General features: G+C 70.2%; 11 protein-coding genes. 8 read left to right on the top strand and 3 right to left on the bottom strand.

Annotated features, from left to right (window positions below; genetic code table 11):
• Positions 1 to 24 precede the first annotated feature (24 nt).
• Both BLQ91_RS08505 and BLQ91_RS08500 read right to left on the bottom strand, forming a co-directional pair.
• Complete coding sequence (locus BLQ91_RS08505) at positions 25 to 1,404, bottom strand: radical SAM protein (RefSeq protein WP_090096202.1); 1,380 nt, start codon at positions 1,402 to 1,404, stop codon at positions 25 to 27.
• Entirely contained in the window at positions 1,404 to 3,914 is a 2,511-nt protein-coding gene (locus BLQ91_RS08500) for a glycosyltransferase (protein ID WP_245733279.1), read from the bottom strand. The genes BLQ91_RS08505 and BLQ91_RS08500 overlap by 1 nt, the downstream gene beginning before the upstream one ends.
• 157 nt (positions 3,915 to 4,071) lie before the next feature.
• On the opposite strand from BLQ91_RS08500, the gene BLQ91_RS08495 reads away from it, so the two are divergent.
• Entirely contained in the window at positions 4,072 to 4,899 is an 828-nt protein-coding gene (locus BLQ91_RS08495) for an alpha/beta fold hydrolase (protein WP_090096201.1), read from the top strand.
• On the top strand, positions 4,892 to 5,452 hold the full coding sequence (locus tag BLQ91_RS08490) for a TetR/AcrR family transcriptional regulator (RefSeq protein WP_090096200.1): 561 nt from the start codon (positions 4,892 to 4,894) through the stop codon (positions 5,450 to 5,452). Before BLQ91_RS08495 ends, BLQ91_RS08490 begins: the two co-directional genes overlap by 8 nt.
• 45 nt (positions 5,453 to 5,497) lie before the next feature.
• Here BLQ91_RS08490 and BLQ91_RS08485 read toward each other — a convergent pair whose 3' ends face one another.
• On the bottom strand, positions 5,498 to 6,175 hold the full coding sequence (locus BLQ91_RS08485) for a lytic polysaccharide monooxygenase auxiliary activity family 9 protein (RefSeq protein WP_245733278.1): 678 nt from the start codon (positions 6,173 to 6,175) through the stop codon (positions 5,498 to 5,500).
• Positions 6,176 to 6,266: 91 nt separating this feature from the next.
• Here BLQ91_RS08485 and BLQ91_RS08480 point away from each other — a divergent pair, with 91 nt between their 5' ends.
• The 6 genes from BLQ91_RS08480 to BLQ91_RS08455 all read left to right on the top strand — a co-directional run bounded on the left by BLQ91_RS08480 (position 6,267) and on the right by BLQ91_RS08455 (position 13,392).
• Entirely contained in the window at positions 6,267 to 7,163 is an 897-nt protein-coding gene (locus BLQ91_RS08480; RefSeq protein WP_245733277.1) for an alpha/beta hydrolase, read from the top strand.
• A 314-nt stretch (positions 7,164 to 7,477) separates the two neighbouring features.
• A complete protein-coding gene (locus BLQ91_RS08475) occupies positions 7,478 to 8,536 on the top strand; it encodes a FecCD family ABC transporter permease (RefSeq protein WP_090096198.1) in 1,059 nt (352 codons plus the stop codon).
• A complete protein-coding gene (locus BLQ91_RS08470; protein WP_090096197.1) occupies positions 8,533 to 9,582 on the top strand; it encodes a FecCD family ABC transporter permease in 1,050 nt (349 codons plus the stop codon). Before BLQ91_RS08475 ends, BLQ91_RS08470 begins: the two co-directional genes overlap by 4 nt.
• A gap of 29 nt (positions 9,583 to 9,611) precedes the next feature.
• A complete protein-coding gene (locus tag BLQ91_RS08465) occupies positions 9,612 to 10,445 on the top strand; it encodes an ABC transporter ATP-binding protein (protein ID WP_090096196.1) in 834 nt (277 codons plus the stop codon).
• Positions 10,446 to 10,538: 93 nt separating this feature from the next.
• Positions 10,539 to 11,567 (top strand): iron-siderophore ABC transporter substrate-binding protein, encoded by a 1,029-nt coding sequence (locus tag BLQ91_RS08460; RefSeq protein WP_218130185.1) that lies wholly within the window; start codon positions 10,539 to 10,541, stop codon positions 11,565 to 11,567.
• A gap of 28 nt (positions 11,568 to 11,595) precedes the next feature.
• Positions 11,596 to 13,392 (top strand): ABC transporter ATP-binding protein, encoded by a 1,797-nt coding sequence (locus BLQ91_RS08455; protein WP_090096194.1) that lies wholly within the window; start codon positions 11,596 to 11,598, stop codon positions 13,390 to 13,392.
• Position 13,393 lies beyond the last annotated feature (1 nt).

The following is a 13,393-nucleotide window of genomic DNA, read 5'->3' as shown; positions in this document are numbered from 1 at the left end:
CTGTGACGGCCGGCGCCCCGGCCGTCACAGCTCGGTGTTGATGATCGCCTCGACCAGCACCTCGCCGTCCTCGGTCAACGCCACTCCCCCTTCGTCGACCACGAGAAGTCCGCGCTCGGCCAGTGACGCGAACTTCTCGCGCCACGGCGAGTCGTGCAACGAACGGCCGTAGGTGGCGCGGTGCAGGTCCTCTCGCACCGGTTGCAGCGTCGACAGGGCCATCTTCACCGCCCTGGCCTCCCGGGCGTCGGCGTCGAACCCGGTCGCCGACCCGAGCGGCACGCGGCCCTCCTCGACAGCCGCCGCGTAGTTCTTCCAGTTCACGTCGGTGATCGCCTCGGAGACCCGGCAGCTCGAACTGCCGCCGAGGCCGATCGCGACCTCGGCCTCCTGCTTGTCCTGGTCCACCATGATGGACTTCCACTTCTCCGGGCCGAGGCCGTCGCGCGCGAAGTACATCGTGGGGTGCTCGGTGTAGCCGGCGGCGCGCAGGCCGTCGGTCAGCACCTCGCGCATCAGGTACTGGTCCCGCAGCTCCGGCCAGAAGTGCCCGTCGAGCACGAGCTTCTCGCGGTACTGCGGCAGCTGCCACGGCGCCGGCTGCTCCCCCGCCACGCCGGTCCTGGTCTCGGCGTAGGACTTGAGGTGCAGCTTGGTGCACACCACGGCGGTGACCTCGTTCTCCAGCACCACGTCGAGGTCGCGCCGGACGCTGTCGACGGTCTGGTCCAGCAGCCCGTACATCAGGTCGATGCTGATCCAGTCGAACCCGGCGGCCTGGGCGTTGCGCACGAAGTCGACGCACATCCGCGAGGAGTGCTCGCGGCCGCACTCGCGCAGCACGTGGTCGTCGAACGACTGCACGCCGCTGGACAGCTTGGTGCAGCCCAGCTCCCGCAGCACCTCGAGCTTCGCCGGGGTGAACGTGCTGGGGTCGCCCTCGAAGCGGATGGTCGTGTCCCCGGTGAACCCGAAGTTGTCCCGGTAGAAGCCGAGCAGCCGCCGGATGTCCTTCTCCGGCAGCAACGACGGCGTGCCGCCGAAGACGTTGAACTCCCCCACCGGGGCGTTCGCCAGCTCCGGGACCCGCCGCAGCCACAGCTCGGCCTCCCGGATGTTCCAGTCCACCCACTGCGACAGCTTCTCCTCGTTCCGGCCGCCCTTGACGAGCACGACCGGGTACTGGCAGAAGCGGCACTTGTAGGCGCACGTCGGGATGTACGACCACAGGTGGATCGGGTTGGTGCGGGTGAGCTGGTCGCTCAGGTCGTCCAGGAAGTCCTCGACACCGTAGCCGGGAACGTTGCCGGGGAAGACGTGCGCGCCGAACGGGTCCTCGGTGACGTAGTCCAGCAGGTGCCTGTTGGCGGGGTCCTGCAGCGCGGCCCAGACCTTGGGTTCCATCAGAACACCCCGCCGTTGCCGAAGTAGTTGTGCGCTTCCCCGGACTCGCGGTCCTCGCAGTAGTACTTCACGAACTCCGCGAACCGCTCCGGCGGCACGTCGTCGAAGCACTCCGGCAGCGGTGGCGGGTATCCGACGTCCTCACCGACGGCGGCGCGCAGGCACGCGAAGATCTCGTCCCGGAACTCCAGGTAGAGCCGGTACGACGGCGTCTTGTAGGAGTGGATCGGGACGAAGTCCACGACGCTCATCTCGGCCTTGACCTCCGCGATGCGCCGGCCCAGCCGGTCCGCCAGGTCCTCGCCGAGGAACGCCACCACGGCGTCGGAGTCCAGGAAGGACGGGGTGAGCAGGATAGGCAGGACGACGTTCTTCGGCGTGAAGTCCTTGATGGAGAACTCCCACGCCTGCAGCGCTTCCTCCTCGGTGAGGTCGACGGCCCGTTCCGGCGCCTCGGGCCTGATGTCGCGCATGACGATGATGCCGTCGGTGCCGTACGCGCGCCCGGTGATCACCTCGTCGATGGCGTGGTTGACGCGCCGGGGGTTGATCTCGACCCTCGACCGCGGCGCGTAGGTGATGTCGTGGCCGGAGCCGCGGACCTTGATGCCGAAGTCCCAGTCGTCGGAGAGGTGGTTGACGAACCGCCCGTCCCGCAGCTGGTAGAAGATCTCGATGCCGCCGACGCTCTCGTAGGCCTCGCGTTCCACCGCGAAGCCCTTGCCGTCCGGGAAGCCGCCGAACAGCGAGAACGTCACCGCGCGGCAGCGCAACGTGCGCTGGATCGCGTCCCAGAGCCGTGGCCTGCCCACGAAGTGGTCGGCGTTGTAGTAGTAGTCGCACACGCCGATCGCGGCCTTGTCCTCCTCCATCGCGGCGAAGAGCTCGACGAGCCACCGGCGGTCCACCCGGCAGTCCGCGTCGGCGGAGACGAGGTAGAAGCGCTCACCGGGGTTCTTGCGCTCACGGCTGCGCCGCACGGCGAACTCCATGCCCGTCCTGCGCGCCGGTGCCACGCCCTGCTCGCGTTCGCTGATCACGTGCAGCGCGACCTCGGTGCTCTCGGCGAACCGGCGTGCGATCGCGACCGTGTCATCGGTGGAATTGTTGTCCACCAGCACGATCTCGTACGCCTCGGGACCGATGTCGTCCTGGTCGAGCAGGGACCGCAGCACGTCGTGGATGTTCGCGGCCTCGTTGTAGACCGGCAGCACGACGCTGAGCCGCACGTTCTCGCCCATCGCGGGCGGGAACAGGTCCTCCACCAGCGCGGTCGCGGCCTCGCGGTTGTGCGTGCCCAGCTTCCGGTTGTGCTCCACCACTTCCGCCCGCCTCTCCGCGTTCGTCATGAGTTCCGAGACCTGGCGCGCGAACTCCGGCGTCGGCAGGTCGTGCTCGGAGATGTCCAGCAGCGGCGCCTCGAAGCCCGCGTACACCGTGTCGTACAGGGCGTAGCGGCTCGCGATGTAGGGCACACCGGCCGCGATCGCCTCGCCGATCGGGTTTCCGTAACTCTCGTAGTCGTAGGACGTCAGGAACGACACGACGTCGGCGTGCGCCAGCAGGTCGCGCACCGAGAAGCCGTCGCCCGTCGACTCGCACGGTTCGAGCACGCCGCCGAACACGACCCGGACCCGCAGTTCGTCCGCGAGCAGGCGGAGCCTCCTGGTCTCGTCGGGGTTCTCCTCGGTGTCCCCGGCGACGAACAGGCACGTTCCCGGGAGCAGGGCGGCCAGGTGCAGGTCCCGGTCGACGCGCTTCTGCGGGATGATCCTCGTGAACCGGGCGATGATCCTCTCGTGCGGCGCGATGCCGTGGTGGGAGCGGAAGTCCGGTCGTCCCGGGCGGCTGGGCGGGAGGAAGGTGTTCGGCAGCACGTCGAGGTTGCGCAGGTGCGGCATCCACTCGAGCGTGCGCCGCTTCGCCTCCTCGTGCAGCGCGAAGTAGTGGATGTGCGGCGAGTCGACCATCGGAGGCGTTGCCGGATAGGGAAAACTGCCGTACTTGTCCGGTTCGCTCTGCCACATCAGGTCGTGGTCGCGCCACAGGACGTATCTGCCGAGGTCGTGTCTGGCTCCGTAGACGGCGATCGCCCGGTAGAGCGCCTTCGTGTACGCGACGTTCTCCGGCAGCGTGCCGTTCTCCACCATCACGAGCGTGACGCCGCGGTCCTCCCAGGTCCGCACGATCGCGTCGGCGAGCCGGGCCGTGACGCCGCCGGTGTCCGGAACCCGGTCCCGGCGCACGGCTTCCAGCGTCCCCGCGACGAACTCCTCGTCGTAGCCGGAGATCTCCGCGACACCGTCCACCCGGTCCAGCGCGATCCAGTCCGGTACCCGTTCTTCCCTGTAGGGCTGGAAGAACCGCCCCTTGTCGGCCTTGATGTCGTAACCGAGGTCGAGGTGGACCCGGTACCCCCGGTCCGCGAAGGTTCTGGCGATCTTGATGAACTCCACCACCACGCCGGACATCGCCGTGGCGTCGAACGAAACTCCCCACAGGACGGTCACAGGCCGCTCCACTCCGAGTGGTCCACTCCTCACCGAACGTAGCACTGAAAGCGCTCTCTCGACGTATGCGTCTCAATCGGTGCGAGAGGACCGCTTGACGCCCCTAGCTAATGTCATTAGCCTTCAGCTAACACCATTAGCTACTACGGAGGTCGTCATGCCGGAACTGCTGACCGTCGAAGGCGGCACGCTCGCCTACGAACTGACCGGGGACACCGGGCCGCTCGTCGTGCTCGCCCACGGCATCGGGGACAGCCGGGAGGCGTACCGGTTCATGGCGCCGATGCTGGCCGAGGCCGGGTACCGGGTGGCCGCGGTCGACCTGCGGGGGTGCGGCGAGTCGAGCGCCGACTGGAGTTCCTTCTCCCGCACGGACATCGCGGGCGACCTGGTCGCCCTGGTGAAGCACCTCGGCGGCCCGGCGGTGCTCGTCGGCCACTCGATCTCGGGCGGCGCCGCGACCATCGCGGCGGCCGACGCCCCCGAGCTCGTCACCGCCGTCGTCGAACTGGCGCCGTTCACCCGCGCCCAGAGCATCGGCGACCTGCGGGTCACCCGGTACCGCCGCGGCACGCTGCGGCTGCTCGGCACCGCCCTGTTCGGCAGCACCCGGCTCTGGAAGGAGTACCTGGACATCGCCTACCCCGGATCGAAGCCGGCCGACTGGGACGAACGCCTCGCGCGGATCGAGGCGAGCCTGCGCGAACCGGGGCGGATGAAGGCGCTGCGGAAGATGGGTCTGACGAGTCCCGCGGACGCCGGTGCGCGCCTGGGCGACGTGCGGTGCCCGGTGCTGGTCGTCGAGGGCGCGCTCGACCCCGACTGGGTCTCACCGCGGGCGGAGGGCGAAGCCGTCGTCGCGGCGCTGCCCGCCGGTCTCGGACACCTCGAGGTGATCCCCGGCGCGGGCCACTACCCGCACGTCCAGTTCCCGGAGCAGGTGGTGGCGCTGACTCTCGCGTTCCTGGGCGAGGTCAGTGCCTAGGGCGGGCCTGGACCGCGCCGCGGTGATCTCCGCCGGTGCCGCGCTCGCCGACGAGATCGGCTTCCCGAACGTGACCATGGGCCTGCTGGCCGAGCGGGTCGGGGTGCGAACTCCGTCGCTCTACAAGCACGTCGAGTCCTTGGAGGCCCTGAGGCACGGCATCTGCGTCCAGGCGATGCGCGAGCTCCGGGACGCGGTCGCCGGAGCAGTGGCCGGGCGGTCCGGACCGGACGCGGTCCGCGCGATCGCCGGTGCCCACCGCCGCTGGGTGCTCGACCACCCTGGACGGCACGCCGCCACCGTGCGCGCACCGGCCACCGACGACGAGGAAGGCCAGCGCGTGGTCGGCGAAGCCATGCAGGTCTTCTTGAACGTCCTCAACGGTTTCGGGCTGCACGGCGCGCAGGCGGTCGACGCCGCACGGGTGCTGCGCTCGGCGTTGCACGGGTTCGTCTCGCTGGAATGCGCGGGCGGGTTCGGGTTGCCCCGCGATGTCGCCCGGAGCCACCGCTTCCTGGTGGAGACCCTCGTCGAGGGTCTGCGAGCGGCGTGATCGTGGTGCGCGCCCTGGGGCACGCACCACGATCGGACCGGACGCCTAGCCGAAGTTCACGTCACTGCACCACATGTAGGTCTGGTCGAGGTGCGAGGCCTGCCAGATGGTGAAGACGATGTGGTGACCGCGGTAGGAGCCGTTGGTCTGGACGTTGAACCTGATGTCCTTGGCAGGCGCGAACCTGCCGGTCTGCGTGACGAGGTCCAGGTTGCCCCAGCCGAGGCGCTGCGTGGTCGGGTCGAAGCCGTTCTTGCTGACGTAGACCCGGAAGTAGTCAGCGCCGTGGCTGGCCTGGTCGTGCAGGTGCATCGTGAAGTTGCTGCCAAGGTTGGTGGTCTTCCACCGGCCCGGCGTGTTCAGCGCGTTGTTGCGGGCCAGGGCGTTGCTGCAGAGCTGTCCGTCCGGAGTGGACCCCTGGAAGTTCCCGCGCAGCCCGTCGCGCAGCGCGCTCATCCAGTTCCACATGGTGTCGGCGTTGGCCTGGAAGGCCTGCCAGCACATGGGGTCCTGCTGCTGCATCGCCGGGTTGGTGTGCTGGCTGCCCCAGGTCTGCCAGCACTGGTAGGCGCGGGTGGCAGGACTGGCGATCGTGCCGTGCGCCGAAGCCGGTGGCGCCCAGACGAACGTGCACAGCAGCACGCCGATGATCAGCGTGACGAGGCCACGCCTTCTGGTGAGTGATCCAAAGGTGCCGCGCGTGCGCATGAACGAGCCCTCCATTCTGGGATGATCGAACGGCGGCGGCGGATTGGGAACGCTCCCAGACCATTAACCGTACCGATAACTCTCAGAGATCACAAGGACACAACGAGTGACAGCAGGAAATCGCAGGAATTTGGCCGGATTCGTCGACCCGAAACTCGCCGGGTTCGCCGAAGAGTCGCGGGCCTTGAACGCGGCGCGGGGAACCAGACGGGGACCGAGGACCCTCGACGAGTTGCGGGCGATCAGGTCCCAGGCGCCTCCGGGAGCGAGGGTGGTCGAGGCCGGCGGGCGGCGGGTGCCGATCAGGGTCTGCTCCCCCACCGGCACCGCACCGCGCGGCGTGTACCTGAACTTCCACGGCGGCGGCTTCTACCTGGGACCGACGGCACAGGACGGCGAACGGAACCAACGGCTCGCGGACTCCCTCGGGGTGGTCGTGGTGGGGGTCGACCACCGGCTCGCCCCGGAGAACCCGTGGCCCGCCGCGCCCGACGACTGCGAAACCGCGGCGTTGTGGCTCCTCGAAAAGGACCGCTTCGGCACGAACCGGTTCGTCATCGGCGGCTTCTCGGCGGGCGCCACCCTCGCCATGACGACGTTGCTGCGCCTGAAGGACCGCGGCCTGGGCGACCGCTTCTCCGGGGCCGCACTGCAGTTCGGCACGTACGACCTGAGCGGCCTGACCCCGGCGGGCCGGCGGATCGCCGACGAGTTCTTCCTCGAGGCCTACGCGGGACACGCGCCCGACCGCACGCTGCCGGACATCTCCCCGGTCTACGGCGACCTGCGCGGCCTTCCCCCGCTGCTGATGGTCGTGGGCGAGCTCGACGTGCTGCTGGAGGACAACCTGGCGATGGCCGCCCGCGTGTGGGCGGCGGGCGGCGAGGCCGACCTGCGGGTCTACCCGGAGTCGTTGCACGGCTTCACCAACCGCGAGACGGGCATGGCGCGCGCGGCACGCCACGACATCCGGGAGTGGCTCACGCGCCGGCTCAGGGCGTGATCGACCGGGGTGGTCAACGGGCTCCGAGCTGATCCCCCGAGTGGGCACGTCGGTCGCGTCGTGGCCCGGACCGTCGACTCCACCTCGTGGGGCGGGCGGTCCGGCCACACCCGCACGGTCACCGGCAGGCCGGTGGGGCGACGGGTGGCGGCGCACCCGCCGACGCCGCGCGGGGCCCGATCACCGTCTCGGCGGCCACCTGTCCCCCGGCACGGCCCACGCCGGCGACCCCTCCGCACGAGCCGGCGGAGTCGGTTAGGTAAGGGTGCCCTGGGTCAGCCGAGCGGCGGAAGCTAACGTTGCCCGTCGTGAGCATGGTCGTGGAGCAACGCGGACCGCAGTCCGCACCACCGGGGCGCAGCCCCCAGCGCAGGCGGCTCCTCGGCCTGGCACTCCTGGTCGCGGGGCTCGCCGCCGTGGCCGTGCTGTCGCTCGTGATCGGCGCCCGGTCGCTCACGCCGGCCGAGGTGTGGCAGGGGCTGTTCGGCGACCCCGGCACCGACCAGCAGCTCACCGAGATCACGTTGATCGTGCACACGCTGCGCGTCCCGCGGACGGTGCTCGCGATCGTGGCCGGGCTCGCGCTCGGCATGGCCGGCGCGGTGATCCAGGGTCACACCCGCAACCCGATCGCGGACACCGGGCTGCTCGGCGTCAACTCCGGGGCGTCGTTCGCGGTGGTCCTCTCGATCGCCCTGTTCGGCCTGCGGAGCCCCGTCCAGTACCTGTGGTTCGCCCTGCTCGGCGCGGCGGCGGCCGGGGTGGTCGTGTTCGGGTTGTCGAGCCTCGGCCGGGGTGCGGGCAACCCGCTGACGCTCGTGCTCGCGGGTCAGGGCGTCACGATCTTCCTCGCCGCCATGACCACCGCGGTGGCGCTGGGCAACACGCAGTCGCTCGACGTGCTGCGGTTCTGGAACGCGGGGTCGGTGCAGGGCGTCGGGTACGACGTCATCGGGACGGCCTCGGCGTTCATCGCCGTCGGGATCGTGCTGGCGCTGGTCAACCTCCCCGCGCTCAACCTGCTCAACCTCGGTGACGACGTCGCGCGCGGCCTCGGCGTGAACGTCCTGGCGGGGCGGACCGTCGGCGTCGTGGCCGTCACGCTGCTCGCCGGAGCGGCGACGGCGGCGTGCGGGCCGATCGCGTTCCTCGGGCTGATGGTCGCGCACGTCGCCCGGTGGATCACCGGGCCGGACTACCGCTGGATGGTGCCGTACGCCGGCCTGCTCGGCTCGGTCGTGCTGTTGCTGGGAGACGTCGTCGGACGGCTCGTCGTGCGTCCCGCCGAACTCCAGGCGGGCATCGTCATCGCCGTGATCGGCGCCCCGTTCTTCGCGGCGCTGGTCTGGCTCGGGAAGTTCAGGCAGGCATGAGCACTCGGATGCACCCCGGTGTCCGCGTCGGCGGCTGGTCCTGGGTCTGGCGGCCGTGGGTCGTGCTCGTCACGCTCGTCCTGGCCGTGGCGACGTTCCTGGTGTTCTGCGTGTCGATCGCGGTCGGCGACTTCACGATCGAGCTGCCCGCGGTGTTCAGGACGCTGATCGGGCAGGGCGAGCGGGTCGACGAGTTCGTGATCATGGACCTGCGGATGCCGCGTGCGCTCGTCGGCCTGGTCGTCGGCCTCGCGCTCGGGATCTCCGGCGCGCTCACGCAGTCGATCGCGCGCAACGCCCTGGCGAGTCCCGACGTCCTCGGCATCACCTTCGGCGCCAGCGCCACGGCGGTCTTCGTCGTGACGGCGAGCGGCGGGGCGGCGGTGTCCAGCGCGATCGGCCTGCCCGCGGCGGCGCTCACCGGCGGACTGCTGACCGCGTTGCTCGTCTACTTCCTCGCGTGGAGGAGGGGCATCGACGGGTTCCGGCTCATCCTCATCGGCGTTTCGGTCAGCGCGGCGATGCAGGCGGTCACGACGTGGCTGCTGGCGCTCGCGGACATCCGCGACGTCGCCCGCGCGCAGGCGTGGCTCGTCGGCTCGCTCGACTCGCGGTCGTGGAACGAGGTCTGGACGACGCTGTGGGTCACCGCGGCGCTGGTCCTGGTGGTCGTGGTGGTGTCGTTCCAGTTGCGGCCCATGCACTTCGGTGACGACGTGGCCGCCGGTCTCGGGGTCCGCTACGGCGCCGTGCGCGCGGTCCTCCTGCTGTGCGCGGTGCTGCTGGCCGGCGTCGCGGTGTCGGCGGCGGGCCCGGTGCCGTTCGTGGCACTGGTGGCGCCGCAGATCGCCATGCGGCTGGTGCGCTCCCCCGTGCCGCCGCTGCTCGCGTCCGGGGTGTTCGGCGCTTTGTTGCTGATCGGCTCGGACCTGATCGCCAGGGTCGTGCTGCCCAACGACCTGCCCGTCGGCATCGTCACCGCGATCATCGGCGGGCCGTTCCTCGTCTACCTCCTGGTGCGCGCGAACGTGAAGCGCGCCGCCTGAGGCAAGCCTGCATTAAGTAAGGTTGCCCTATGACCGCGCTGCGCAACGATGCCGCCCGCTTGGGCGCCGAGGGCGTCACGGTCGGGTACGCCGACCGGGTCGTGCTCGACAACCTCGACGTCACCATCCCGACCGGGGTGATCACGACGGTCATCGGGCCCAACGGCTGCGGCAAGTCGACGCTGCTGCGGACGCTGTCGAGGTTGCTCAAACCGCGCCAGGGCACGGTGCTGCTCGACGGCCACGACATCGCGCGGCTCAAGACCAAGGACGTCGCGAAGCGGATGGGTCTGCTCCCGCAGATGCCGATCGCGCCGGAGGGGCTCACGGTCGCCGACCTGGTCGCGCGCGGGCGCCACCCGCACCAGAGCTGGGTGCGGCAGTGGTCGAGCGACGACGCGGACGTGGTCGCCGAGGCGCTGCGGATGACCGGGGTGGCCGACCTGGCGCACCGGCCCGTCGACTCGCTCTCGGGCGGGCAGCGGCAGCGGGTGTGGATCTCCATGACGCTCGCCCAGGGCACCGATCTGCTGCTGCTGGACGAACCCACGACCTACCTCGACCTCGCGCACGCGATCGACGTGATCGACCTGGTCGACGACCTGCACGAGGGCGGCTGCACGGTCGTGATGGTGCTGCACGACCTGAACCTGGCCGTTCGCTACAGCGACAACCTGATCGTGATGAAGTCGGGGTCGATCGTCGCGCAGGGACATCCGAGCGAGGTGATCACGAGCGAACTGCTGCTGGACACGTTCGGGCTGCAGGCGAGAGTGATCGACGACCCCGTCAGCGAGCGGCCGTTGATCGTGCCGATCGGCCGGACCCACGTGGTACCGAAGAGTGACCAAAACCTTGGTTAGCCTGCCCTAACCGGGTGATAAGGTTCGGCTGTCCTAATTTCCCCGCCGCGTGGGCAGCGAAGAACGAGGTGCCGAATGGGCCAGAGAACGACCATGACCTGGAAGCGACTGACCGCAGTGGCCGCGGCCGCGGTGGTCGGTGCCAGCGTCCTCGCCGGGTGCGGTTCTTCCACGCCTGAGACGACGAACGGCACGGGCAACGCCTCCGGTGGCACGTTCCCGACCAAGGTCGAGCACTTCTTCGGCACGACGGAGATCAAGGAAGCGCCCAAGCGCGTCGTCTCCCTCGGCTACACCGACGACCAGACGCTGCTCGCGCTCGGCGTGGTCCCGGTCGGCATGGTCGACCAGTACCCGAACCCCGAGGGCAAGAAGCCCGACATCAACACGCAGTGGCCCTGGGTGAAGGACAAGTGGGGTTCGACCACGCCCGAGGTCATCATGAAGAACGGTGACACCGAGCCGAACTACGAGAAGATCGCGCAGCTGCGCCCCGACCTGATCGTCGCGGTCTACTCCGAGGCCGACCAGGCCTGGTACGACAAGCTCAGCAAGATCGCGCCGACCGTCGGCCGCACCAAGGCGGAGAAGGAGCCCTTCTCCGCCAAGTGGCAGGACAACGCGCTGCAGGTCGCCAAGGCGGTCGGCAAGGGCGACGAGGGCGCCAAGGCCATCAAGGCGATCGACGACAAGATCGCCGACGCCAAGAAGGCCAACCCGGCGTGGGCGAACGAGACCGCGGTCGTGACCTCCTGGTACAAGGACGCCGTCGCGCCGTTCGCGACGACCGACGTGCGCGGCCAGGTCGTCACCGGCATCGGCTTCAAGGGCAACACGAAGGTCGACGAGCTCGCGGCCGGCAAGTTCTACGTGTCGCTGTCCCCGGAGCGCATCGACGTGATGAACGTCGACCGCATCTTCGTGATCGCGGACGAGGCGGACCAGAAGTCGCTCAAGGGCTTCGAGCTGTTCAACAACCTGCCCGCGGTCAAGGCCGGCAAGGTCCACTGGATCCTCGACAGCGAGGGCCCCGCCGTCGGTGCCGCGATCTCGCAGGCGACCCTCGCGTCCATGCCGTACGCGGTGGACGAGCTGGTCAAGGCCGCCAAGTCCGCCGGCTGACCCACCCCGGCACCACGAGAGGAACCCCGTGAGCACAACCCTGTCCGCGGCGCCGTCGAAGATCCTGCGCACGGCGTCCGGGCGGGAGGCCTCCCGGTGGATCCTCGACCACTGCCGCTCCGCCCCCGCCCTGCCGATCGCCACCGCGGTGGCGACGGTGGTGGGCGCGGTGCTGCAGATCGTCCCCGTCTTCCTGCTGGGCACCGTGGTCGACGGTGTCGTCGGCGGGCGTGACGCGTCGATCCTCTGGACGATCGGCGTCGCGACGGTCGTGTCGGCGCTGGCCGGCGCGGTCATGACCGCGGTCTCGACCTACCTCGTCGGCCGCGTGGGCGCGGAGATGCTGGCACGCCTGAGGGAAGGCGCCGTCCGCGCCGTGCTCGGGATGCCGAGCGCGCGGATCGAGGAGGTCGGCCGCGGCGACGTGCTCTCGCGCGTCGGTGACGACGTCGCCGTCATCTCCAAGGGCTTCCGCACGGCGATCCCGACGATCTTCTCCGCGGCCGTGCTGGTCGTCATCGCCACGGCCGGCATGTTCGGCCTCGACTGGCGGCTCGGCCTCGCGGGCGCCTGCGCGCTGCCCGCCTACTGGTTCGCGCTGCGCTGGTACCTGCCCCGCTCGCAACCGCTCTACCGCGCCCGTTCCGAAGCCCAGGCCGACCGCGCCCAGGCGTTGATCAGCGGCCTCGACGGAATCGCGACCGTGCGGGCTTATCGCCTGGAGGAAGCGTTCCGGGACAAGGTGACCGCCGAATCGTGGCGGGTGCGCAACATCGGCATCGAGGTCTTCCGGTTCTTCGGGCGGTTCATCGGCCGGGAGAACCGCGCGGAGTTCATCGGACTCGGCCTGATCCTCGTCGTCGGCTACCTCCTGGTGACGAACGGGCAGTCCTCGCTCGGCCAGGTGTCCGTCGCGGCTCTGCTGTTCCACAAGCTCTTCGTGCCGCTCGGCCTGATCATGGCGTTCTTCGACGAGGCGCAGAAGTCCGGCGCCGGTCTGACGCGCCTGGTCGGTGTGCTCTCCGAGTCCGACGGCGACGACCTCGTGCGCAGCGCGGTGGCCGTCGACGCGGACGCCCGGCCCCTGCCGGTGTCGGTGCGCGGGCTTTCCTTCCGCTACCCCGAATCCGAGCACGACGTGCTGCGGGACGTCGACCTCGAGATCCCCGCCGGGACGTCGCTCGCACTCGTCGGCGCCACGGGAGCGGGCAAGACGACGCTGGCCGCGCTCGTCGCGGGCACCGGCACGCCGTTGACCGGATCCGTGCACATCGGCGACTCGAACCTCGCCGATCTCGACGAGGCGGGGGCCCGCGCGCTGGTCAGCATCCTGACCCAGGAGGCCCACGTCTTCGCCGGCCCGCTCGCCGAGGACCTGCGGCTGGCCGCTCCCGACGCGACCGACGACGAACTGATGGACGCGCTGCGGACCGTCGGCGCGGACACGTGGGTCTCGGCGCTGCCCCGGGGGCTGCGGACCGATGTCGGCGAGGGCGGTGAACGCCTCGACGTCACCAAGGTCGCCCAGATCGCGCTGGCCCGGCTCGTGCTCGGCCGCTCCCCCGTCGTCGTGCTGGACGAGTCGACGGCCGAGGCGGGCAGCCAGGGTGCCGCCGCGCTGGAACGGGCGGCGCTCGCGGCCTGCCGCGGCCGCACCACGCTCCTGGTCGCGCACCGCCTGACCCAGGCGATCGCCGCCGACCGCGTCGCCGTCCTCGACGCGGGACGCGTTCTGGAGTACGGCACGCACGAAGAACTTGTGGCGCGTGACGGGCGTTACGCGGCACTTTGGGCCGCTTGGCGATTCGGAACCGCAACTACTTAGG

Origin of the sequence: Lentzea jiangxiensis, from assembly GCF_900104175.1 — a bacterium.
Lineage (GTDB): Bacteria > Actinomycetota > Actinomycetes > Mycobacteriales > Pseudonocardiaceae > Lentzea > Lentzea jiangxiensis.
This window is presented reverse-complemented; position numbering and strand designations above follow the sequence as displayed.